This is a genomic window from Micromonospora sp. AMSO12t (genome assembly GCF_008806585.1).
GTDB classification, from domain to species: domain Bacteria; phylum Actinomycetota; class Actinomycetes; order Mycobacteriales; family Micromonosporaceae; genus Micromonospora; species Micromonospora reichwaldensis.
This window is the reverse complement of record NZ_WAAS01000096.1, coordinates 1-22,137: the sequence shown is the minus strand read 5'-3', so window position 1 is coordinate 22,137 and position 22,137 is coordinate 1. Positions and strand designations below refer to the sequence as shown.

General features: G+C 73.8%; 18 protein-coding genes. 10 read left to right on the top strand and 8 right to left on the bottom strand.

Annotation, left to right across the window (positions count from 1 at the left end; all coding sequences use genetic code 11):
• Positions 1 to 141: 141 nt before the first annotated feature.
• The gene (locus F6X68_RS16250) at positions 142 to 702 is read right to left on the bottom strand and encodes a GNAT family N-acetyltransferase (RefSeq protein ID WP_151455077.1); all 561 of its coding nucleotides are present in this window, start codon (positions 700 to 702) and stop codon (positions 142 to 144) included.
• Complete coding sequence (locus F6X68_RS16245; RefSeq protein WP_151455076.1) at positions 699 to 2,768, bottom strand: penicillin acylase family protein; 2,070 nt, start codon at positions 2,766 to 2,768, stop codon at positions 699 to 701. Before F6X68_RS16245 ends, F6X68_RS16250 begins: the two co-directional genes overlap by 4 nt.
• A 98-nt stretch (positions 2,769 to 2,866) precedes the next feature.
• Here F6X68_RS16245 and F6X68_RS16240 point away from each other — a divergent pair, with 98 nt between their 5' ends.
• The 7 genes from F6X68_RS16240 to F6X68_RS16210 all read left to right on the top strand — a co-directional run bounded on the left by F6X68_RS16240 (position 2,867) and on the right by F6X68_RS16210 (position 11,725).
• On the top strand, positions 2,867 to 3,577 hold the full coding sequence (locus F6X68_RS16240) for a siderophore-interacting protein (protein WP_151455075.1): 711 nt from the start codon (positions 2,867 to 2,869) through the stop codon (positions 3,575 to 3,577).
• The gene (locus tag F6X68_RS16235; RefSeq protein ID WP_151455074.1) at positions 3,574 to 4,815 is read left to right on the top strand and encodes an MFS transporter; all 1,242 of its coding nucleotides are present in this window, start codon (positions 3,574 to 3,576) and stop codon (positions 4,813 to 4,815) included. Before F6X68_RS16240 ends, F6X68_RS16235 begins: the two co-directional genes overlap by 4 nt.
• 141 nt (positions 4,816 to 4,956) lie before the next feature.
• A complete protein-coding gene (locus F6X68_RS16230; RefSeq protein ID WP_151455073.1) occupies positions 4,957 to 6,513 on the top strand; it encodes an aspartate aminotransferase family protein in 1,557 nt (518 codons plus the stop codon).
• Between the two features lie 28 nt (positions 6,514 to 6,541).
• Positions 6,542 to 7,840 (top strand): lysine N(6)-hydroxylase/L-ornithine N(5)-oxygenase family protein, encoded by a 1,299-nt coding sequence (locus tag F6X68_RS16225; RefSeq protein ID WP_151455072.1) that lies wholly within the window; start codon positions 6,542 to 6,544, stop codon positions 7,838 to 7,840.
• Positions 7,837 to 8,412, top strand: coding sequence for a GNAT family N-acetyltransferase (locus F6X68_RS16220; protein ID WP_151455071.1), 576 nt, complete (start codon positions 7,837 to 7,839; stop codon positions 8,410 to 8,412). Before F6X68_RS16225 ends, F6X68_RS16220 begins: the two co-directional genes overlap by 4 nt.
• On the top strand, positions 8,409 to 10,223 hold the full coding sequence (locus F6X68_RS16215; RefSeq protein WP_151455070.1) for an IucA/IucC family siderophore biosynthesis protein: 1,815 nt from the start codon (positions 8,409 to 8,411) through the stop codon (positions 10,221 to 10,223). The genes F6X68_RS16220 and F6X68_RS16215 overlap by 4 nt, the downstream gene beginning before the upstream one ends.
• Complete coding sequence (locus F6X68_RS16210) at positions 10,220 to 11,725, top strand: MFS transporter (protein ID WP_151455069.1); 1,506 nt, start codon at positions 10,220 to 10,222, stop codon at positions 11,723 to 11,725. The genes F6X68_RS16215 and F6X68_RS16210 overlap by 4 nt, the downstream gene beginning before the upstream one ends.
• A gap of 193 nt (positions 11,726 to 11,918) precedes the next feature.
• Here F6X68_RS16210 and F6X68_RS16205 read toward each other — a convergent pair whose 3' ends face one another.
• The 4 genes from F6X68_RS16205 to F6X68_RS16190 form a co-directional block, all read right to left on the bottom strand.
• A complete protein-coding gene (locus F6X68_RS16205) occupies positions 11,919 to 12,479 on the bottom strand; it encodes an NADPH-dependent FMN reductase (RefSeq protein ID WP_151455068.1) in 561 nt (186 codons plus the stop codon).
• 12 nt (positions 12,480 to 12,491) lie between these two features.
• A complete protein-coding gene (locus tag F6X68_RS16200) occupies positions 12,492 to 13,427 on the bottom strand; it encodes an ROK family protein (protein WP_151455067.1) in 936 nt (311 codons plus the stop codon).
• A 9-nt stretch (positions 13,428 to 13,436) separates the two neighbouring features.
• On the bottom strand, positions 13,437 to 13,790 hold the full coding sequence (locus tag F6X68_RS16195; protein WP_151455066.1) for a DoxX family protein: 354 nt from the start codon (positions 13,788 to 13,790) through the stop codon (positions 13,437 to 13,439).
• Positions 13,791 to 13,881: 91 nt separating this feature from the next.
• Positions 13,882 to 14,313 carry a type II 3-dehydroquinate dehydratase gene (locus F6X68_RS16190; protein WP_151455065.1) on the bottom strand — a complete coding sequence of 144 codons (432 nt, stop codon included), beginning with the start codon at positions 14,311 to 14,313 and terminating at the stop codon, positions 13,882 to 13,884.
• A 334-nt stretch (positions 14,314 to 14,647) separates the two neighbouring features.
• Between F6X68_RS16190 and F6X68_RS16185 the strand changes: the two genes are divergently transcribed.
• The 3 genes from F6X68_RS16185 to F6X68_RS16175 are packed head-to-tail and all read left to right on the top strand — an operon-like array spanning position 14,648 to position 17,674.
• Positions 14,648 to 15,811 carry a DegT/DnrJ/EryC1/StrS family aminotransferase gene (locus tag F6X68_RS16185; protein ID WP_151455064.1) on the top strand — a complete coding sequence of 388 codons (1,164 nt, stop codon included), beginning with the start codon at positions 14,648 to 14,650 and terminating at the stop codon, positions 15,809 to 15,811.
• Positions 15,808 to 16,941: a Gfo/Idh/MocA family protein gene (locus tag F6X68_RS16180; protein ID WP_151455063.1), complete on the top strand. Its 1,134-nt coding sequence runs from the start codon at positions 15,808 to 15,810 to the stop codon at positions 16,939 to 16,941. The genes F6X68_RS16185 and F6X68_RS16180 overlap by 4 nt, the downstream gene beginning before the upstream one ends.
• A gap of 37 nt (positions 16,942 to 16,978) precedes the next feature.
• Positions 16,979 to 17,674, top strand: a complete 696-nt coding sequence (locus F6X68_RS16175; protein ID WP_151455062.1) for an HAD-IA family hydrolase — start codon at positions 16,979 to 16,981, stop codon at positions 17,672 to 17,674.
• A 135-nt stretch (positions 17,675 to 17,809) separates the two neighbouring features.
• Here F6X68_RS16175 and F6X68_RS34740 read toward each other — a convergent pair whose 3' ends face one another.
• Positions 17,810 to 18,637 (bottom strand): peptidoglycan DD-metalloendopeptidase family protein, encoded by an 828-nt coding sequence (locus F6X68_RS34740; RefSeq protein WP_305069290.1) that lies wholly within the window; start codon positions 18,635 to 18,637, stop codon positions 17,810 to 17,812.
• Between the two features lie 72 nt (positions 18,638 to 18,709).
• Positions 18,710 to 22,137, bottom strand: a 3,428-nt coding sequence (locus F6X68_RS16165; RefSeq protein WP_151455060.1) for an amino acid adenylation domain-containing protein, incomplete at its 5' end; no start/stop codon positions are given.

Sequence of the window (22,137 nt, the reverse complement as noted above, 5' to 3'; positions counted from 1 at the left end):
ACGACTCAGCTCGACAGCGTCGCGCGACCCTTCCGCCGCGGACCGGCTCGGCGGCCACACCGCAGCGCGGAGCGCGGAACCGCCCGTCACCGGGCCGGGCGCTCGCGTGACCGACCGCAGCCGGCCGGTCGCACCGCGCCCTCAGGCCGGCACGGCGTGGTCCGCCTCGAACCGCTCCCGGGTGAGGAACGCCAGCTGGGCCCGCTTGTCGGGCATGTCGATCTCGTCGGCGAAGGTGAAGCCCTCCCGCCGCAGCCGGTCGAGCGCGCGCTCGTTGCGGACGTCGGGCTCGACGACGATCCGGAGCCGGGTGGGGTCGGCGAACAGGTAGCGGGCGAGGGCGGGGCCGATGGCGGTGGTGAGGCCCTTCGGCGGGCGCCTCCCGGGAGCGAGCAGCAGGTGCATGCCGACGTCGCCGGGCCGCACGGTGTAGCGCTCGCCGACCGGGTCCGCCTCCGGCTGGTAGGTCTGGAACAGGCCGATCGGCGCGTCGTCGAGCATGACCAGGTATGCGTGGTGGGTGTCGAGGCCGTCGACGAACTCGTAGATCTCCCGCACCTCGTCGACCGAGTGCGAACCCATGCCCCAGAACGCCGCCCGGGGCTCGGTCACCCAGCCGTGCACCAGCTCCGCGTGGGCCTTCGGGTCCAGCGCGACGAGCGACAGCTCGCCGAAGCCGGGGATGTTCTCCTGATATGTCACGGTGTCGCGTCTCCTGGTTCTGGGGTGAGTTCTCGCCAGTCGGTGACCACCGGAACCAGCTCGCCGCCGGCCCACAGTGGCAGTTGGTCGTCGAAGTGCGGGTCGCCGGGGCGCCCGGACGCGCCGAAGGGGACGATCCAGCGGCTCTCGGCGGGGTCGGTCAGGTCCCACACGTAGCGGGCCACCGGGCCCCGCCAGCACGCGTCGGACACGCCGGGCACGCTCGACGTGGCCAGCACGCAGTCGGCGTCGCCGGCCAGCTCGACCCGCTCCCGCATGCCCCGTACCGCCTCGTCGGTGGCCGCCGCCACGCCGAGGTGGACGGGGTGCAGCACGTGCCGCCGGCCCCACGGCCCCGGCGGGTCGCCCGCCGCGACGTCCTCGAGCGCCCCGGCCGCCACGGGACCGATCTCGCCGCCGAGGCGGTGCAGCCCGGTGGCCACCCCCTCCAGGGCGTGGCCGATGCGGGACAGCGGGTCGGTCCACGGCGCGAACAGGCCGTCGAACGCGCTCGGGGCGTCGCGCAGCGGACGCAGGCACGGGTGGTCGTACAACCTGCGGGCCAGAGCCGCGCGCCAGGCGGCCCAGGCGCCGGCGTCGGCGCTGTCGGCCCGCATGTCCCCGTCCCACGTGGTCAGCCGGTCCCGCAGCCGCCGGGCCGGCCCGCTGAGCCCGCCGGGGTCGACCCGGCCGAGCAGGCCGCGCAGCGCCCCGGCCGCCAGCCGGGTGTCCATGTGTACGGCCTCCGCCCGGGCGCCGTCGGCGAGCAGGGCGCGGATGCGGCGGGCCCGGTGCGGCGGGGCGAAGCCGGTGCCGAGGTCCGCCACGTCGGGGCGGCGGTCGTTGGCGCAGACCGCGAACCCGTCGACGGCGGTGCGTCGCGGCTCGGCGTAGCCGCCCTGCCACCGGTACCGGGGATCGTCGCCGGGCACCGGCTCCCGGCGGCACCGGTCGTCGCGGAGCGGGACGAGGCCGGCGACCAACTGGTGGACCGTTCCGCGCCGGTCGGCGACCAGGACGCTGTTGACCGGCTCGACCCAGTCGCGCAGCGCGTCGGCGACATCGTCGGCGCTGCGGGCGCGCAGCAGCGGCAGCAGCGCGTCGAAGCCCAGGCGCTGCTCGACCCGGCTGGGGGTACGCAGGCTGATCGCCTCGCCGGTGTTCCGGTCGTGGTCGACGACCGGCCCGCGCGGCGTCTCGATCACCTCGACGGACTCCGCTTCGCCGCCGCGGACCTCGATCCGCTCGACGTGCCGGTGCGCCGGCACCCAGCCGTCCGCCTCGCGGACCAGCACCCGGTCGCCGTCGCGGCGCAGCTGTTCGCGGTAGAGGTCCTGGTAGTCGGCCATCGCGTTGGTGACGGCCCAGGCGACCTCGCCGGCGTGTCCGAAGTGGGGGAGGCCGGGCACGCCGGGGAACGCGAAGCCGAACACGTCGAACTCGGGGCAGGCCAGGCGCACCTGGTGGTAGATGCCGGGCAGTTCGAGGATGCGGTGCGGGTCGCCGGCGATGACGGGCGCCCGTCCGGTACCGGGGTCCCCGGGCACGGCCCAGGCGTTGCTGCCCGACCCGTCGGGGCCCTCGACGGCGAACAGGTCCGTCGCGGACGGGCCGAGGGTGGCGGCGACGTGGGCGTGCCACAGCTTGTTGGGGAAGGTGGAGAAGAGCACGTGCTGGACGAGGAAGACCCCCAGCGGCGACCACGGCCGCCACCGGCCCGGGGCGCAACCGACCGCCGCGAACTCGGGTGCCGCGGCGGCGCCCTCGGCGAGTCCCTCGTTGACCCCGTCGACGTAGGCGCCGACCCACTGCCGGGTGGCGGGGGCGAGCCGCTCGTAGCAGCGCCGGGCGGTGTCGTCGAGGCGGGCCCGGCGGGCGAAGCGGTCCCAGGCCAGCTCGGCGGGGCCGACCCGCTCGGCGAGCCGGCCCTCGGAGCGCCACCGTTCCACTTCGATCTGCCAGGCCCGGTCGACGGCGGCGACCCGGCCCTGCAACCGGGCGAGGCCGTCGACGCTGTCGGCGCTCAGGTGCGGCACACCCCACCGGTCGCGATGGACGCCGGTCATCGTCGCGCCGGGCGGATGGGCGGTCGTCCCGCCTGCCACAGGAATGTCAACTTAGGCTACCCTCCCCTAACTGAGGCAGACCTTACCTGGAGGGGTGCGTGAAGCGAAACTGGGAAGCCCTGGTGCTCAAGGCGATGGGCGGCCGCGAATTCCGGCTGACCGTGCTCGGCACCGAGGCCGTCGGCGAGCGCTACCGTCGACTGCGCATGGACGGCGGCGGGCTGCTGGAGGCGTGCGGCGTGCACCCCACCATGTGGGTGCGGCTGTGGTTCGACAACGACGGCAAGCCGCACCAGCGCGCGTACACCCTCGTCGATCCCGACCCGGAGACCGGCCGCTTCGACCTGGAGTTCGCCATCCACGACGGATGCGCCGCCCGGTGGGCCGCCGCCGCCCAGGTCGGCGACACCATCGAGGCCACCGTGCAGGGCACCGCCTTCAACCTGCCGGACCCCGCCCCGCAGCACCTGTACCTGGTGGGTGACGCCGCCTCGCTCCCGGCGGTGAACAGCCTGCTCGCCGCGTCCCCCGACACCCCGGCGACGGTCTGGCTGGAGTACGCCCACGAGGGTGAGAAGGAGCTGGCGCCGCGCGCCCACGCCAGGCACCAGGTCACCTGGGTGCCGCGCCGCGACGAGGGTCAGCACCTGGTCGAGACGGTCTGCGCGGCCCTGCCCGCCGCCGAGGACGCCCACTACTGGGTGGCCTGCGAGGCGGCCAGCACGCGCGGCATCACCAAGCACGTGCGGCGGAACCTGGGCGTCGGCAAGCACCAGCTCACCTCGCTGGCCTACTGGAGCGCCCGGTGAGAGGTCGGCTCGGCACGCTGACCGCGCTCTACGTCACGCAGTACCTCGGCATCGGCTTCATCACCGTCGGGCTGACCGCCATCCTGCGCGACGGCGGCACCTCCCTCGACACGCTGGCGCTGTTGCAGTTCGTCGGCCTGGTCTGGCCGATCAAGTTCCTCTGGGCGCCCGTCCTCGACCGGTACGGCTCCCGCCACCGTGGTCACTACCGGTCCTGGCTGCTGGTGCTCCAGGGCGGCCTGGTGCTGGCCCTGCTGGCGCTGCTGCCGTTCGACCGCCCGGCCGCGCAGCTCGGGCCGGTCGTCGCGATCTGCGTCGCGTACGTGTTCCTCTCCGCGACGCAGGACATCGCCGTCGACGCCGTCGCCGTCCGGCTGCTCTCCGAGCGCTCGCGGGGCACCGGCAACGGCATCCAGGTCGCCGCGAGCTACGTCGGCAACCTGCTCGGCGGCGGCGCCTGCGTGGTCGTCTACGACCGCTTCGGGTGGGCGCCCGCGATCCTGCTGCTCGCCGCCCTGACCGCCGTCGGCCTGCTGGTGGTGTGGCGGTTCCGCGAGCCGGACCGCACCGACCGCGTCGAAAGCGCCGGTGCGGCGTACCGGGCGCTGCTGTCGGTGCTGAGCCAGCCCGGCTGCCGCCGGTGGACCTTCGGCGTGGTGCCGCTGGTCTACATCGGCGCGGGCGCGACGTACGCCCTGGTGACGCCGGCCCTGGTGGACGCGGACTGGTCCCTGGCGCGCATCGGCGTGGTGACCGGCGTGGTGACCAGCCTGCCGGCCATCGTGGCCGGTCTGGTCTCCGGGGCCGCGATCGGCCGGTTCGGGCGGGGCCGCGTGCTCGTCGCCGGGGGAGTGGCGCTCGCGCTGTCCACGGCGATGCTGCTGCCGTTGCTGAACGGCCGGGCTCCGCTCGCCGGGACGATCGCCGCGCTCTGCTGCTTCATGGCCGCCTACACGATCGCCAACGTCGTGCTCTACACGGTCAACATGGACTACTCCCGGCCCGGCACGGGCGGTACGGACTTCACGGTGCTGTCGTCGTTCGGGCTGGTCTGCTCGTTCGTGGCGGCCTCCGTCGCGCTGGCCGCGGCCGAGGTGTTCGGCTATCCCGCGGTCGCGGTCGCCTCCGTCGTCCTGGTGGCGCTGGGCGTCGCGCTGGGCCTCGGGCACCAGCGGCGGTTCCCGCCCCGATCCGTTGTGGCGCCGGGGGAGCGCGAGTTGTCGAAGGTGTCCGGCTGAGTGATATCGCTCAATGTGGGCAACGATGTTGACACATCCTTAGGTTAGGGTAACCTAAGCTCGCTCGATCACCGACTGCGGGCGGATGGTGACGTCCCGCCATCCCGCCGTACCGTCCATTCCCGACCGTTGAGGACCCGCATGAGCCTGCCCGGATCCACCGTCCAGGTGCCTTCGACCGGGGTGACCCCCGCCTCCGACGGCGCCCGCGCCCACCTCTTCACCGCCGGCACGGTGGAGGACTACCGGCGCGTGCTGGCCGAGGGGATCGGCCGGGTCGCGACCCGGATGGCCGAGGTGGACCGGCCGTTCACCGGCGTGACACCGGACGAGCTGGTGCCGCGGATCGCCGGCATCGACCTGGACCGGCCGCTGGGCGACAGCGGCGCCGCGCTCGACGAGCTGCACGACGTCTACCTGCGCGACGCCGTCTACTTCCACCACCCCCGCTACCTCGCGCACCTCAACTGCCCGGTGGTGATCCCCGCGCTACTCGGCGAGGCGGTGCTCAGCGCCGTCAACTCCTCGCTGGACACCTGGGACCAGAGCGCCGGCGGCACCCTGATCGAGCGTCGGCTCATCGACTGGACGGCCGACCGGATCGGGCTGGGGCCGGCCGCCGACGGCATCTTCACCAGCGGCGGCACCCAGTCCAACCTCCAGGCGATGCTGCTGGCCCGCGAGGAGACCTGCGCGAACCTGGTCGGCCGGGCGACCGAGCGGCAGTCCCGCCCGGAGCTGCTGTCGCGACTGCGCATCCTCACCTCGGCGGCCGGTCACTTCAGCGTGCAGAAGGCGGCCAAGCTGCTCGGCCTCGGCGCCGACGCGGTGGTCACCGTGCCCACCGACGCCGACCGGCGGATGCGCACCGCCGACCTGGCCCGGGAGATCGCCCGGTGCCGGGAGGAGGGGCTGGTGGTGATGGCCGTCGTGGCCACCGGTGGCACCACCGACTTCGGCACCATCGACCCGCTGCCGCAGATCGCCGACATCTGCGCCGCCGCCGGCGTGTGGCTGCACGTCGACGCCGCGTACGGCTGCGGGCTGCTGGTGTCGCCGACCCGGCGGCACCTGCTCGACGGCATCGAGCGGGCCGACTCGGTCACCGTCGACTACCACAAGTCGTTCTTCCAGCCGGTCAGCTCCAGCGCGCTGCTGGTGCGCGACCGGCGCGTGCTGCGGCACGCCACCTGGCACGCCGACTACCTCAACCCGGCGCGGATGGTCGAGCAGCGCATCCCCAACCAGGTCGACAAGAGCATCCAGACCACCCGCCGATTCGACGCCCTCAAGCTCTGGCTGACCCTGCGGATCATGGGGCCGGACGCGATCGGCGAGCTCTTCGACGAGGTGGTCGACCGGGCCGCCGCCGCGTGGCAGCTGCTCAGCGGGGACCCCCGCTTCGAGGTGGTGACCCGCTCGCAGCTGAGCACCGTGGTCTTCCGCTACCTGCCGGCCGCCGCCGGCCGGGAGGTCGTCGACGACGCCAACCTGTACGCCCGCGAGGCGCTGGCCGCCTCCGGCGCCGGGCTCGTCGCCGGTACCAAGGTCGACGGCGCGCACTACCTCAAGCTCACCCTGCTCAACCCCGAGACCACGATGGACGACATCGCCCACGTCCTCGACCTCCTCGCCGAACACGCCGGCTGGTACGCCCAGACCAGGACCACCGCCGAGCTGTCCTGCCCCGTCGGCTGACGATCCGCCCCCCGCTCTGGAGAACCGCATGTCGACGCACGACTTCATCGCCGTCGGGCTGGGCCCGTACAACCTGGGCCTGGCCTGCCTGACCGAGCCGATCGACGAGCTCGACGGAATCTTCCTGGAGGCGCGGGACGCCTTCAGCTGGCATCCCGGGATGCTGCTGGAGTCGACCCGGCTCCAGACGCCGTTCATCGCCGACCTGGTCACGCTCGCCGACCCGACGTCGCCGTACTCCTTTCTGAGCTACCTGAAGGAGTCCGGGCGGCTGTACCCGTTCTACATCCGGGAGAGCTTCTTCCCGCTGCGCAGCGAGTACGACGACTACTGCCGCTGGGCCGCCGGCAAGCTGGGCGGCGTCCGGTTCGGGCAGCAGGTCACGGCGGTCGAATTCGACCCGGCCGACGAGCACTACACCGTCACGGCCACGGTGGCGGCCACGGGCGGGTCGGTCACCTACCGGGCCCGGCACCTGGTGCTCGGCACCGGCACCCCGCCGTACGTGCCGGACGCCTGCGCGGGGCTCGGCGGCGACGCGATCCACAACTCGCAGTACCTGGAGCACCGGGCGGCGCTGCGCGCGAAGCGGAGCATCACCGTCGTCGGCAGCGGGCAGAGCGCGGCCGAGATCTACCACGACCTGCTCGGCGACATCGACACGTGGGGCTACCAGCTCAACTGGGTGACCCGTTCGCCCCGGTTCTTCCCCCTCGAATACACCAAGCTCACCCTCGAGATGACCTCGCCGGACTACGTGGACTACTTCCACGCCCTGCCGGAGCCCACCCGCTACCGGCTGGAGTCCGAGCAGAAGGGGCTGTTCAAGGGCATCAACGCCGACCTGATCAACGAGATCTACGACCTGCTCTACGCCAAGAGCATCCCCGGCCCGGTACGCACCCGGCTGCTGACCAACACCGCGCTGACCACCGCCACCCACGACGAGGCGAGCGGGACGTACACGCTGGGGCTGCGCAACGTCGAGCAGGAGCGCGACTTCACGCTGGACACCGAGGGGCTGGTGCTGGCGACCGGCTACCACTACCGGGTCCCGGAGTTCCTGGAGCCTGTGCGCGACCGGATCCGCTGGGACGCGCACGGGCGCTTCGACGTGGCCCGCAACTACAGCATCGACCACACCGGCCGGGGCATCTTCCTGCAGAACGCCGGCACCCACACGCACAGCGTCACCTCGCCCGACCTGGGCATGGGCCCGTACCGCAACTCGTGGATCATCCGCGAGCTGCTGGGCCGCGAGCACTACCCGATCGAGAAGGGCATCGCCTTCCAGGAGTTCGGCGTGCCGGCCGGGGCCGCGTCGTGACCGAGGTCGTCCACCGCCGCGCCGACGGCCGGCTCGGCGAGTTCGCCCTGCGTACGCTCGACCCGGACGCCGACGCGCCGCTGCTGCACCGTTGGGTGACCCACCCGAAGGCGGCGTTCTGGCTCATGCAGGACGCCGACGTGGCCCGGGTCGCCGAGGAGTACCGGCGGATCGCCGCGCACCCGCACCACGACGCGTTCCTCGGCCTGCACGAGGGCCGACCGGCCTTCCTCGCCGAGCGGTACGACCCCGCCCACGTCGAGCTCGTCGGCCTGTACGACGCGGCCGACGGCGACGTCGGCATGCACTTCCTCTGCGCGCCCGCCGACGCCCCCGTGCACGGCTTCACCCGGGCGGTGATCACGACGGTGATGGCGTGGCTCTTCGCCGACCCGGCCACCCGCCGCGTCGTCGTGGAGCCCGACGTGCGCAACACGGCGGTGCACGCGCTCAACGCGGCCGTCGGCTTCACCGTGGTGGGCCCGATCCGCAAGCCCGAGAAGGACGCGCTGCTCAGCGTCTGCACCCGTGACCAGTTCCACGCCGCAACCCGAGGAGACGTGCCCGCGTGAACCCGCTCGCATCCGTGGCCCACCTGACGCCCGCCAACTGGGCGCACGCCAACCGGCTGCTGGTCCGCAAGGCGCTGGCCGAGTTCGCCCACGAGCGCCTGCTCGCGCCCGAGCCGCTCGACGCGGACCAGGCGGCATCCTTGACGGGGGAGCGGCGGTACCAGGTGCGCGGCGACGACGGCGAGGTCGTCTACCGGTTCACCGCGAGCCTGCTGGCCCTGGACCACTGGCGCATCGACGCCGACAGCATCACCCGCCACCGCGGCGACGCCGAGCTGCCGCTGGACGCCCTGGAGTTCTGCCTCGACCTGCGCGGGGCGCTCGGGCTGAGCGACCAGATCCTCCCCGTCTACCTGGAGGAGATCAGCTCCACGCTGGCCAGCACCGCGTACAAGCTCGACAAGCCGGCGGTCAGCGCCGCCGAGCTCGCCGACGCGGACTTCCAGGCCATCGAGACCCAGATGACCGAGGGCCACCCGGGCTTCGTCGCCAACAACGGCCGCATCGGCTTCGGCATCGACGAATACCGGGCGTACGCCCCGGAGGCCGGCCGCCCGCTGCGGCTGCTCTGGGTGGCCGGGCACCGCGACCGGACGAGCTTCAGCTGTGCCGCCGACCTCGACTACGACACCCTGATCCGCGCCGAGCTCGACGAGGAGACCCGCGCCGGGTTCGCCGACACCCTGACCGGGCTCGGCCTCGACCCGGCCGACTACCTGCTCATCCCGGTGCATCCGTGGCAGTGGTGGAACCGGATCTCCGTCACGTTCGCCGCCGAGGTGGCGCAGCGCCGGCTCGTGTGCCTCGGCCCCGGCCCCGACGAATACCTCGCCCAGCAGTCCATCCGCACCTTCTTCAACGTCACCGACCCGTCCCGGCACTACGTCAAGACCGCGCTGTCCGTGCTGAACATGGGCTTCATGCGGGGGCTGTCGGCCGCGTACATGGCAGCCACCCCGGCCATCAACGACTGGCTCGCCGAGCTGATCGACGGCGACGAGGTCCTCAAGCGCACCGGGCTGACGATCATCCGCGAGCGGGCCGCCGTCGGGTACCGGCACCTGGAGTACGAGGCGGCGACCGACCGGTACTCCCCGTACCGCAAGATGCTGGCGGCCCTGTGGCGGGAGAGCCCGGTGCCCGCGCTGGAGCCGGGCCGGCGACTGGCCACCATGGCGTCCCTGCTGCACACCGACCGCGAGGGCCGCTCGTTTGCCGCCGCGCTCATCGCCCGGTCGGGGCTGGCGCCGCAGGTGTGGCTGCGCCGCTACCTCGACGCCTACCTCACCCCGCTGCTGCACAGCTTCTACGCCCACGACCTGGCGTTCATGCCACACGGCGAGAACGTCATCCTCGTCCTGGACGGCGGGACGGTCGAGCGGGCGATCTTCAAGGACATCGCCGAGGAGATCGTGGTGATGGACCCGGAGGCCGACCTGCCCCCGCTGGTCGAACGGGTCAGGGCCGACGTGCCGGAGGACATGAAGCTGCTCTCCATCTTCACCGACGTCTTCGACGGCTTCCTGCGCTACCTCAGCGCCATCCTCGTCACCGAGGGCGTCCTCGACGAGGAGACCTTCTGGCGGACGGTCGCCGGGTGCGCCGCCGACTACGCCGACAGCGTCCCGCACCTGGCCGAGCGGCTGCGGCGCTACGACCTGTTCGCCCCGGAGTTCGCACTGTCCTGCCTGAACCGGCTCCAGCTGCGCAACAACCAGCAGATGGTCGACCTCGCCGACCCGTCGGCCGCGCTGCAACTCGTCGGCACCCTGACCAACCCCATCGCCCGCTTCGCCCCGGCCGCCCGATGACGACGACGCTCGCGCCCCCCGCCGGGGCGCCGGCCGGCGGCGCGGACGGTCGGGTGCGGGGCCGGTGGCTGATCCTCGCCGTGCTCTGCCTCGCCCAGGTCACCGTGGTGCTCGACAACACGGTGCTGACCGTGGCGATCCCCGTGCTCACGACCGAGCTGGCCGCCAGCACCGCCGACGTGCAGTGGATGATCAACGCGTACGCGCTGGTCCAGTGCGGACTGCTGCTCACCGCCGGCAGCGCCGCCGACCGGTACGGTCGCCGCCGGATGCTGCTGGCCGGCCTCGTGCTGTTCGGGCTCGGGTCGCTGGCCGCCGGGCTCGCCCAGTCCAGCGGCCAGCTCATCGCGGCCCGCGCCGGCATGGGGATCGGCGGCGCGCTGCTGGTCACCGCCACCCTCGCGGTGGCGATGCAGGTCTTCGACGACGCCGAGCGGTCCCGGGCGATCGGCCTCTGGGCGGCGGCGAGCGCGCTGGGCTTCGCGGCCGGGCCGCCCTTCGGTGGGCTCGTCCTCGCCCACCTGCCGTGGGGGGCGATCTTCCTGGTCAACGTCCCGATCGTGCTGGTCTGCCTGGTGGCGGCGTGGGCGCTGGTGCCCGAGTCGCGCCAGCCGGCCGGCGGCCGCCTCGACCTGGGCGGGGTGCTGCTCTCCACGGCCGGCCTGACCGCGGTCGTCTACGCGATCATCGCCGGGCCGGAACACGGCTGGGCCGCCACCCCGGTGCTCGTCGCGGCGGTGACCGGGGTGCTCCTGCTCGCCGCCTTCGTGGCCTGGGAACGGCGGGTCGCCGACCCCATGCTGGACATGCACTTCTTCCGCAACCCCCGCTTCGTGGGCGCGGTCTCCGGCGTCGTCCTGATCACCTTCGGCGCCACCGGCGCGCTGTTCCTGCTCACCCAGCACCTCCAGTTCGTCCGCGGCTACCCGGCCTGGGAGGCGGGGCTGCGGATGATGCCGTTCGCGCTCTCCATCGTCCTGCTGAACGTGGGCGGCGTCGCCACGCGGGTGATCCACCGGCTCGGGCTGGCGTACTCGATCGCCCTCGGCATGACGCTGCTCGCCGCCGGTCTCGCCCTGATCACCCACGCCCCGTCGGACGGCTACGGGGTGCTGCTGCCGGGCCTGCTGGTGATGGGCGCCGGCTGCGCCGTGGCCAACCCGGCCATCGTCGAGGCCGTGATGAGCGCCATCCCGCCGGAGAAGGCCGGGGCGGGCGCGGGCGTGGACGGCACCATGACGGAGGTCGGCAGCAGCCTCGGCGTCGCCGTGCTGGGCGCGATTCTCAACGCCCGCTTCGCCGCGCTGCTGCCCGCCGCCGTGGCCGGCGCCGGCTCGTTCCCCGCCGCGCTGGCCGCCGCGCGCAGCGAGTCGGAGCGCGCGCTGGTCTCCGACGCGTTCCGCTCCGCCCTGGAGACCGGGCAGACGGTCGGCGCCGTGGCCGTCTTCGCGGGCGGCTGCGTGGCCGCCGCGCTGCTGCGCCGCGCCGAGCGGGCCGGCTGAGCGCCGACCCGACCCGCCCCGTTCCGCTCCGCCAGCCGACGGTGCCGCGGGGAAGGGCTCGTCGCCGCGCAGGTGACCGACGCCGCCGCCAGCCGCGGCGTCGGCGTCCGGCCCGACCGCGTCGACGTCCGGGGCCGGACGGTGCCGGCGTCAGGGCCGGACGGTGCCGGGGCCTGGCCCGACCGTGTCGACGTCAGGGCCGGCGGAGCGTCCGCAGTGCGCCGGCCCAGGCGACCACCTCGTCGAGCATGGTGTTGAGGGCCTGCTCGTGGTGCGCCGCCGGCCGGAAGTCACGGAAGTTGACGAAGTCCGTCGTCAGGGAGAGCGCGACCTGGGACCGGACGTCGGCCACGCCGAGCTGCCCGAGCACCAGCCGCAGGTGCTCCGCCGCCCGCGTGCCGCCGTGCACGCCGTAGCTGACCAGGCCGGCGGAGGCGTGCTGCCACTCCTTGAACAGGAAGTCGACGGCGTCCTTCAGCGCGCCCGGGATCGAGTGGTTGTACTCCGGGGTGACGAAGACGAAGCCGTCGAACCCGGCGATCGTCGACGCCCAGCGGCGTACGGCGGGGCGCCTCGACGGCGCCATCGACGGCGGCAGCACCTCGTCGAAGTGCGGCAGGTCGTGGTCGGCGATGTCGACCAGCTCGACCGTGGCGTCGCCCCGCTTGGCGGCGACGTCGGTCACCCAGCGGGCCACGGCGTCGGCCTTGCGGCCGGGCCGCGTGCTGCCGACGATGACACCGATCCTGACCATGGCTGATCTCCTCTACAGGGTGGGTACGGAACGCACGGGGGCCGGCGGGCCGGTCAGGCCACGGGCCAGCTCCACCGCGCCGTGCAGGGACGACAATCCGCCCAGGGCGGCGGCCCGCACCGGTGGCGCCGGCCGCCCGGGCCGGCCGGCGGCGCGGGCCCGCTCGGCGACGAGCGGCACGAAGTCGGGCAGGCCGGCGGCGAACCCGCCGCCCACGATCGCCAGCGCCGGGTCCAGCAGCTCGCCGAGGCTCACGACCGCCGCCGCCAGCGCCCGGCAGCTCGCGTCGACCGCCTCCACCGCCCACGGCCGGCGCTCGTCGAGCCCCGCCCGCAGGTCGTCGAAGCTCACCTCGGCGCCGCGGCCGGCGCCCGCCCGGCGCAGGGTGGCCGGGCCGGACGCGATCGACTGGAGACAGCCGCGCCGGCCGCAGTCGCAGCGCTCGCCGTCGAGGGCGACGACCATGTGACCGATCTCGGCGGAGGAGCGGCCGGGCACCGAGCGCCCCGCCAGCACCACGCCGCCGCCGATCCCGGTGCCGACGCCCAGGTAGACCACGTCGTCCCGGCCGGCGTGCCGGGCCTCGGCCAGCGCGGCGAGGTCACCGTCGTCGGCGACGGCCGTCGCCACGTCGGGGAAGAGGCGGCGCAGCGCACCGGCGAGGTCCAGCCCCGCCCAACCGGGCCGGCCGGGCCAGGTGGTGACGGTGCCCGCCGGGTCCGTGGTCGCCGGCATCGCCACCCCGACCGCACCCACCGGTCCCCACACCTCGCGTAGCCGGTCCGCCTCGGCGGCCAGCGCGGCCAGGTCCGCGGCCGGGTCGGCGCCGCGTGGCCAGCGGAAGGTCCGGTCGTACGCCGGCCGTCCGGGCGCCTCCGCGCGCAGCGCCACCTTGGTGCCGCCGACGTCGACACCGAGCACGCCGTCGCCCCGCTGCGGACCGGTCACGCCCGCGCCTCAGCCCTCAAGCACGTGCAGGACCACGAGCGCGACGGCCGCCACCGCGAAGATCACCGGCGTCAGGGTCATCGGGGCCGGGTCCTTCGCGCGGGCGTGGTAGACCACCGCGCCCACCATCTGCAGGGCGAGGCCGATCGCCGCCGCGATGCCCAGCGGCGCCCAGAGCAGGCCGAGCAGCAGCCCGGCGACCGCGGCGAGTTCCAGCACCCCGAGCAGGCGCGTCAGCCCGGGCGAGACGCCGAGGTGGTCCATCCGCTCGCGCATCTGCGCCTGCCCGGTGAGCTTCGGCACGGCGGTGCCCAGGAACACCGCGGCGAGGATGAGGGTCAGGACGAGGATGGGAATGTGCACGTGATGTCCTTCGGGAAGAGTCGGAACGTGCGGACGACCGTACCGCTGGCGCATCGACGCCGATCGGGCCGGACGGCGCGGTGGCGGGTCGTCATCGGACGGTCGCGGCGAGGGCGCGGGCGGCCAGGCGGTAGCCCAGCGACCCGAGCCCGACGATGACGCCGCTGGCCAGCGGGGCGATCACCGAGTCGTGCCGGAAGCTCTCCCGGGCCCAGACGTTGGACAGGTGCACCTCGACGAAGGGCCGGGGATAGTTGGCCAGCGCGTCGCGCAGGCTCCAGCCCGCGATCATCAGGGCGCCCGGGTTGACGATGGCGCCCACGGTGTCGTAGTTGTCCTGGATGGCGCGGATCATGGCGCCCTCGCAGTCGTGCTGCTCGGCCACCACCCGCCAGCCCCGTCCCGCGATCTCCTCGCCGACGGCCCGTTCGATGTCGTCCAGGGTGTCGGTGCCGTAGATCTCCGGCTCCCGTCGGCCGAGGATGCCCAGGTTCGGGCCGTTCAGCAGCAACACGTCCGACACGCTTCACCTCGCGGGGCGTGGCCCTGTCCCGACAAGGCCCGATGACTGGTCCACCGCAGTCTTACTACGCCCGCGACGCCGGGCGAACCGGCGGTGGCCGTGGCGCGGCGGACTAAGGGGTGGCTAGGGGCTGTTAGGGGCGGTGACCGCGCGTCCGCTTCGGTTACCGTCCTCCCTGCCGAAGCGACGCCGCCGACTCCAACGGAAGCGTCACCTACCTCGAACCGGCCATCGGCGCCCCGGTGCGCCCGGACCGCGTGCCGGCGGTACCCGGTCGTCCCGCCCGATGGTCCGGCGAAGCCCCTGGTCTGCCCGAGTTGGGAAGTGGGAAGTCATGAGTGGTCAGCCCTCGACGGTGTCGGAGTTCCCCGAGTGGCCGCAGTTCGGCGACGAGGAGCGCGCCGGACTGATCCGCGCCCTCGAACAGGGGCAGTGGTGGCGGATGGGCGGCAGCGAGGTCGACTCCTTCGAGAAGGAGTTCGGTGACTACCACGGCACGCCGCACGCGCTCGCCGTCACCAACGGCACCCACGCCCTTGAGGTCGCCCTGGAGGTGCTCGGCGTCGGGCCGGGCACCGAGGTGATCGTCCCAGCCTTCACGTTCATCTCGTCCTCGCTGGCCGCGCAGCGCCTCGGCGCGGTCGCCGTGCCGGTCGACGTCGACCTCGACACCTACTGCATCGACCCGGCCGCCGTCGAGGCTGCGATCACCCCCCGCACCAAGGTCGTCATGCCGGTGCACATGGCCGGCCAGTTCGCCGACATGGACGCGCTGGACAAGCTCGCCGCCGACGCGGGGGTGGCGGTGCTCCAGGACGCGGCGCACGCCCACGGCGCGCAGTGGCAGGGCAAGCGGGCCGGGGCGCTCGGCTCGGTGGCCGCGTTCAGCTTCCAGAACGGCAAGCTGATGACCGCCGGCGAGGGCGGGGCGGTGCTCTTCCCCGACGAGGAGCTGCGCGAGCGGGCGTTCCTCGTGCACAGCTGCGGCCGGCCCCGCACCGACCGGGACTACCTGCACGGCACCACCGGCTCGAACTACCGGATGGGCGAGTTCACCGCCGCCGTGCTACGCGCCCAGCTGTCCCGCCTGGACGAGCAGATCGCGCTGCGCGAGCAGCGGTGGCCGCTGCTGTCGAGCCTGCTCGCCGAGATCCCCGGCGTGGTTCCGCAGACCACCGACCCCCGTACCGACCGCAACCCGCACTACATGGCGATGTTCCGCGTCCCCGGGATCACCATCGAGCGCCGCCGCGCCGTGGTCGACGCGCTCATCGCCCGGGGCGTCCCGGCGTTCGTGGCGTTCCGGGCGATCTACCGGTGCGAGGGCTTCTGGAAGGCCGGCGCTCCCGACGAGTCGGTCGAGGCGATCGCGGCCCGCTGCCCCAACGTCGAGCAGATCCACTCCGACTGCATCTGGCTGCACCACCGCACCCTGCTCGGCACGGAGCAGCAGATGCACGAGATCGCCGCCGTGCTCGCCGACGTCCTCGCCGGATGACGGCCCTGCCCCCGGCCGCCGCGCCCGACCGACCGGTGCGGGTCGCGGTGGCCGGCCTCGGGTGGGCCGGGCGGGAGATCTGGCTGCCCCGGCTCGCCGCGCATCCGGGCTTCGAGGTGACCGCCGTGGTCGACCCGGAGCCCGGCGTACGCGACCGGGCCCGCGCCACCCACGACGTCCCGTCCGCGTACGCCGACGTCGACGACCTGCCCGCCGGGGCGGTCGACCTGGTGGTGGTCGCCGTACCGAACCACCTGCACGCCACCGTGGCGGTCCGGCTGCTGCGCCGGGGCGTACCGGTGTTCCTGGAGAAGCCGGTCTGCCTGACCTCCGCCGAGGCGACCCTGCTGGCCGACGCGGAACGCGACGGCGGCGCGGTGCTGCTGGCCGGCAGCGCCGCCCGCTACCGGGCCGACATCCGGGCCCTGACCGGGGTGGCCGCCGAGCTGGGCCCGATCCGGCACGTCGACGTGGCCTGGGTCCGCGCCCGGGGGGTGCCCGACGCGGGCGGCTGGTTCACCCGGCGCGACCTCTCCGGCGGGGGAGCGCTGGTGGACCTCGGCTGGCACCTGCTCGACACGGTGCTGCCGATGCTCGGCCCGACCCGGGTCACCCACGCCATCGGCAGCGTCTCCGACGACTTCGTCAACGACAGCGCCGCCCACGCCGCCTGGCGCAGCGACACCGGCGCCGGTGGTCGCGCCCCCGGGGACGTCGAGGACACCGCCCGGGGCTTCCTGCTCACCGCCGAGGGGACCTCGGTCGCCCTGCACGCCTGCTGGGCCTCGCACGAGTCGCTGGACCGCACCACCGTCACCGTGCACGGCGCCGCCGGATCGGCGACGCTGCGCTGCACGTTCGGCTTCAGCCCCAACCGGGAGCCGGCGCCGGTGCTGACCCGCACCCGGGACGGCGAGACCGTCCGGCTGTCGCTGCCCGAGGAGCCGATCGGCGCCGAGTACGACCGCCAGCTCGACGAGCTGCCCGCGCTGCTCGCCGACCCGGCGTCGCGGGGCGCGGCCGTCGCCGAGGCCCGCCGGACCATCGACATCATCGAACGGATCTACCAGTCCGCCCGGCCCACCGCGCCGGAGCGGCAGCACGCGCTGGCGGGCCATCGCGACCGGTGAGAACCACCGTCGGCCACACTCGCTTCCGGGAGCAGCCATGAGCCATCCATCGTCCACCGTCGAGGTGACCCCGCCGTCGCCGGGCCGCGGCCCGATCCGCGCGGTCGTGTTCGACCTCGACGGCGTCATCGTCGACAGCTCGGCCGTCATGCGTGAGGCGTTCAGCATCGCGTACGCCGAGGTGGTGGGCGACGGGCCGGCGCCGTTCGAGGAGTACAACCGGCACATGGGCCGGTACTTCCCGGACATCATGCGGCTGATGGGGCTGCCCCTGGAGATGGAGGAGCCGTTCGTCCGGGAGAGCTACCGGATGGCCCACCTGGTGCCGCTCTTCCCCGGCGTCCAGGAGACCCTGGAGACGCTGCACTCCCGGGGGATCCGGATGGCGATCGCCACCGGCAAGGCCGGCCCCCGGGCCCGCTCCCTGCTCGACCAGCTCGGCGTGCTGGGCCTCTTCGGTCAGGTGATCGGCTCCGACGAGGTGGCCCGCCCGAAGCCCGCCCCGGACATCGTGCTCCAGGCGCTCGGCCACCTCGACGTGCCGCCCGGCCAGGCGATGATGGTCGGCGACGCGGTCATCGACCTGCTCAGCGGCCGGGACGCCGGGGCGACCGCGGTGGCCACCACCTGGCACGGCGGGGACGTCGCCGCGCTGCTCGCCGCCGGCCCCGACCTGGTCGTGCACGCCCCGACGGAGCTGCTCGCGCACTGCCCGGCGGCCCTCGTCCACTGAGACCCGCCCGCCCGCTCCCCGTCGTGACGGGCGCGACCCGAACCTGTCGTGCACGTCCGGCCCGCCCTGAACAGGCGGGCCGGGACACCGTCCGGAGTCCCCGCCCGCCTGTCCGGTGTGCCCGGTCGGGTCGGTTCAGCCGTTGCGGCTGACCGGCGCCGTACCCACCACGTAGTTGGTGCCGACCTCGACGCTGTTGGGGATCTCGCGGCTGGTCTGGGTGTCGCAGTTGACGATGTTCCAGTGCAGGTGCGGGCCGGTCACGTTGCCGGTCGCCCCGGAGGTGCCGATCCGCTGTCCCTGCGCCACGCGGTCACCGTTGTTGATGATCGTGGCACTCAGGTGGGCGTACTGGGAGCACCGGTTGTTGCCGTGGTCGACGAGCGCCATGATCCCGCCGCCGCCCGCCCAGCCCTCGAAGCGGATGGTGCCCGCGGCGGACGCGAGGATCGGCACGCCCACCGGCATGCCGAAGTCGATGGCGTGCCGGTTGTAGACGTCGTTGTGGGAGAAGCTGCTGCCCGCCGCCTGGGTGATCGGGTAGGCGCGTCCGGCCGGGAACGGCAGCTTGAACTGGGCGGAGCTGCCGCAGGGCGGGACGACCGGGCCGTTCGAACCGGTCTCCAGGAATCCGTCGGTGAGCCACCCGCCGCCCGAGAGCTTGTTCCAGATGTTGGTGACGCCGGCGAAACCCTGGACGGAGTCCCCTCGGACGTGGCAGGTGATGGTGACGGTGTTGCCGTTGGGGACACTGCCGATCACCGCTGCGCTCACCGACGGCGCATTGCGGATGTTCAGCGGGAGTCCACTGGGTACGTACACCCTGACCTGGGCGGCGGCGTGTGCCGGCACAGCCGACAGGGCCACGGTCAAACAGGAGACCAGGACAGCGATCAGGGTCTGCGTTACGCGGCGCAGGGAAATCACCTCCGACTGGCCCGCCGGGGGCGGGCGATAGATCATCATCGACAGCGGTGATGCTAGCCCCGGCGGAAGCCGTGGCGATACACGTCGATAGGGGCCCCTGAAGCGCTCTCAGTGCGCGCCGTCGACGGCCCCGGGTCCGGCTTTCAGGAAGCGCAGCATGGCGGTGGCCAGGATCTCGGCGACGGGGGCCGGGACCAGGTCGGTGCGGATGGTGACGCGCAGGAGGGCGCCCCCGTTGCCGGGAAGCACCTCGGCGACGCAGGAACCCGACCACTCCCGGGCGTACGGCTCGACGACCTCCTCGGTCCGGCAGCCGGGCAGCTCCAGCGGCAGCACCACGTTGTCCTGGTAGGCGAACGAGGGCATGCTGTTGGCCACCTCGCGGGACATGCCGAGGACCGGGTCGACGGTCATCTCCACGAAGGAGACGTCCTGGGCGGCCATCAGCGCGTCCGCGGTGCGCTGGACCGCTCGGATCAGGTCCTTCTCCGGCCCGTCGAAACGGACCCGCAGGCAGTTGGAGGTGATCCTGCTCGTGAAGGTGGAGTCGAGGATCCGGCTGCCGCGCTGGGCGACGATCATCAGCAGGGCGATGTCGTCCTGCTGGTGGATGGTGCGCAGCGCCGAGGCGTAGGCGGCGGCGAAATAGGTGGAGCGGCTGAACCGCTGTTCGCGGGCGGCCCGGTCCCAGCGGTCCAGCACCTCCGGAGGGACGGTGACGATGTGCCCGGTCCGAGGGCCCCAGGTCGGGGTCTGCTCCAGCAGCGACTGCGGCCGGCCCTCGCCCTGGCGGGCGAGGCCGCGCAACTGCTCGCGCCAGTAGTCGCGCTGCGCGTCGAGGTCGGTGGCGGCCCGCAGTCGGGTGTGCTCGTCGTGGAACTGGCGCAGCGTGGGCGCGGGGCGGTCCCAGCCGGGCGCCCGGCCGGCCAGGCGGGCGGCGTAGGCGTGGCCGAGGTCGCGGACGAGCAGCGCGTGTGACCAGCCGTCGAAGGCGATGTGGTGGATGCCGATGCCGAACAGGATGCGCCCGGTCGACCTGTCGCGGATGAGCGCGGCCCGCCAGTTGCGGCCCTGGGTGTAGTCCAGCGGCTGCTGCACGGCCTCGGCGAGCTGGTCGAGGGCCTCCTGCTCGCTGGTGGCGTCGGTGAGCAGTCGCAGCTGCGGCATGCCCGGCTTCGGTGGGACGACGGCCACGGGGGGGTCCACCCGCCGGTAGCGGGCGTACAGCGCCTCGTGCCGGCGGTGCACGTCGCCGAGCGCCGCCATCAGCGCGCGCAGGTCCAGCTCGCCCTCGATCCACCAGGTGGTCGGGCAGACCAGGTCGAAGGGGAGCCAGACGAACTTGCCGACCGACAGGGTCAGCGGGACGGGCCCGGCCGGGCCGGGACGGCCGGTGACGGACGGTTCCGGTTCGGCCGGGGGACGGCGGGGCGCGGTGGTGAGCCAGTGCGCCAGGCCGTGCGGGGTGGGCGTGCGGTGGATCTGCGAGACGGGTACGACGACGTCGGCGGCCTCGTCGACGGCCGCGGCGACGGCGGCGGACTGCAGGGAGGTGCCGCCGAGGGCGAAGAAGCTGTCCCGCGTGCCGACCCGGTCGATGCCGAGGACGGTCGCAAACACTCCGGCCACGAGACGTTCCTCGTCGGTGGCGGCCTCCACGTAGTCCACGCCGAGGTCCGGGCGCTGCGGGCCCGGCTCCGGCAGCGCCCGCCTGTCGATCTTGCCGGTGCCGCCGACGGGGAACCGGTCGAGGACCATGATCACGGCGGGGACCATGTACGGGGGCAGCACACCCGAGGCGTGCTCCCGCAGCTCGGTCACGGCCGGCTTGCGGCCGTCCCGGCCGGTCACGTAGCCGACCAGCCGGGCGACGCCCCGGTCCTCGCGGCGGACGACCACGGCCGTGCCGACGCCCGGGTGCTGTTCGAGGACGGCCTCGATCTCGCCGAGCTCGATGCGGATGCCGTTGACCTTTACCTGGTGGTCCATCCGGGCGAGGATCTCCAGCGCCCCGGAGGCGTTCCACCGGCCCAGGTCGCCGGTGCGGTAGGCGACTCCGCCGCCGTACGGGTCGGTGACGAACCGTTGGGCGGTCAGCTCGGGTCGGTTGAGGTAACTGTCGGCGACCCCGGCGCCGGTGATGAGGATTTCGCCGGGCACGCCCATGGGGACGAGGTCGAGGTTGGCGTCGACGACACGGATCTGCCGGTTGGGCATGGGCCAGCCGATCGGCACGTACGCGCCGCTCCAGCCGGCCGACGCGTCGAACCACGTGCACGCCACGGCGGCCTCGGCGGGCCCGTACGCGTTGATCAGGCGCGCGCCGGCCGCGATCCACCGTTGCGCCATGCGCGGCGGAACGGGCTCCCCGGCGAGGGTCACGCAGGACATGCTCGGGCAGTCGGCCGGGTCCACGGCGGCGAGGTTGGTGGGCGGGCAGAACGCGTGGGTGGTCTCCTCCTTCGCGATCAGCTCCGTCAACCGGCGGGCGTCGAGCAGGTCGTCGCGGGAGCAGACCACGACGCGGGCGCCGGAGGTCAGCGCGGTGTAGATCTCGCCCAGGGCCACGTCGAAGACCGGCGCGCAGCAGTGCAGCATCCGGCTGTCCGGGCCGACCGCGCACTCGTCGCGCATCCAGGTGACGAAGTTCGTCAGCATGTCGTGGGTCAGCGCGACGCCCTTCGGCGTGCCCGTGGAGCCGGACGTGTAGATCACGAACGCCGGCCGGGAGGCGTCCACGACCGGCAGCTCGCCCGCTTCGGCCGCCTCCACGGCGGACCACTCGTCGTCGAGGGCGACCACCTTTACGCCGTCCGGGCGCGGGATGCGTGGGGCGACCTCGCCGACGGTGAGCACGACCCGGGCGCCGTGGTCGGCCAGCAGCAGCCGCATCCGCTCCGCCGGCCAGGACACGTCCATCGGCGTGTACGCGGCTCCCGCCCGCAGCACGGCCAGGGTGGCGACGAGGGTCAACATGCCGCGGTCCAGCGCCAGCGACACCACGTCCCCGACGCCGACACCGGCGGAGCGCAGGTAGCGGGCGAGCAGCTCCGAACGGCGTGCCAGTTCCGCGTACGTGACGACCTCGCCGTCGGCGACGCCCGCGACCGCGTCCGGCGTGCGGCGCGCCCACTCCAGCACCAGCTCGTGCAGCGGCTCGGCCGGCACCGGGCGGACCGGACCCCGGCCCCACGCGAGCAGCCGCTCCCGATCGGCCGCGCCCAGCAGCGGCAGCCCGGACAGCGGGACCTCGGGTTCCCGCACGCCGGCCGATAGCAGTGCCACCGTCTGGTTCAGCAGGCCCCGCACCCAGTCCGCGGAGAAGCCCTCCGCCGCGTGGTCCGCCCGCAGCCCGGACCCGTCCGAGGCCACGCTGACCACCAGGTCGACGTCCACCGTCTCCGGGCCCACGCCGGGCACCGGGCCGTCGACCAGGCCGACCGCCACCGGGCCCACCACACCCGCACCCGCCGCCGGCGCGGCCCACGCCGCACGCACCCGGCCCACCAGCTCACCGAACGCCGGATCGTCCGCCA

Excerpts from the sequence above, each read along its gene's own strand:
- F6X68_RS16245 (WP_151455076.1), bottom strand. The coding sequence starts at position 2,768 with ATGACCGGCGTCCATCGCGACCGGTGGGGTGTGCCGCACCTGAGCGCC.
- F6X68_RS16230 (WP_151455073.1), top strand. The coding sequence starts at position 4,957 with ATGAGCCTGCCCGGATCCACCGTCCAGGTGCCTTCGACCGGGGTGACC.
- F6X68_RS16225 (WP_151455072.1), top strand. The coding sequence starts at position 6,542 with ATGTCGACGCACGACTTCATCGCCGTCGGGCTGGGCCCGTACAACCTG.
- F6X68_RS16210 (WP_151455069.1), top strand. The coding sequence starts at position 10,220 with ATGACGACGACGCTCGCGCCCCCCGCCGGGGCGCCGGCCGGCGGCGCG.
- F6X68_RS16205 (WP_151455068.1), bottom strand. The coding sequence starts at position 12,479 with ATGGTCAGGATCGGTGTCATCGTCGGCAGCACGCGGCCCGGCCGCAAG.
- F6X68_RS16185 (WP_151455064.1), top strand. The coding sequence starts at position 14,648 with ATGAGTGGTCAGCCCTCGACGGTGTCGGAGTTCCCCGAGTGGCCGCAG.
- F6X68_RS16180 (WP_151455063.1), top strand. The coding sequence starts at position 15,808 with ATGACGGCCCTGCCCCCGGCCGCCGCGCCCGACCGACCGGTGCGGGTC.
- F6X68_RS16175 (WP_151455062.1), top strand. The coding sequence starts at position 16,979 with ATGAGCCATCCATCGTCCACCGTCGAGGTGACCCCGCCGTCGCCGGGC.
- F6X68_RS34740 (WP_305069290.1), bottom strand. The coding sequence starts at position 18,637 with ATGATCTATCGCCCGCCCCCGGCGGGCCAGTCGGAGGTGATTTCCCTG.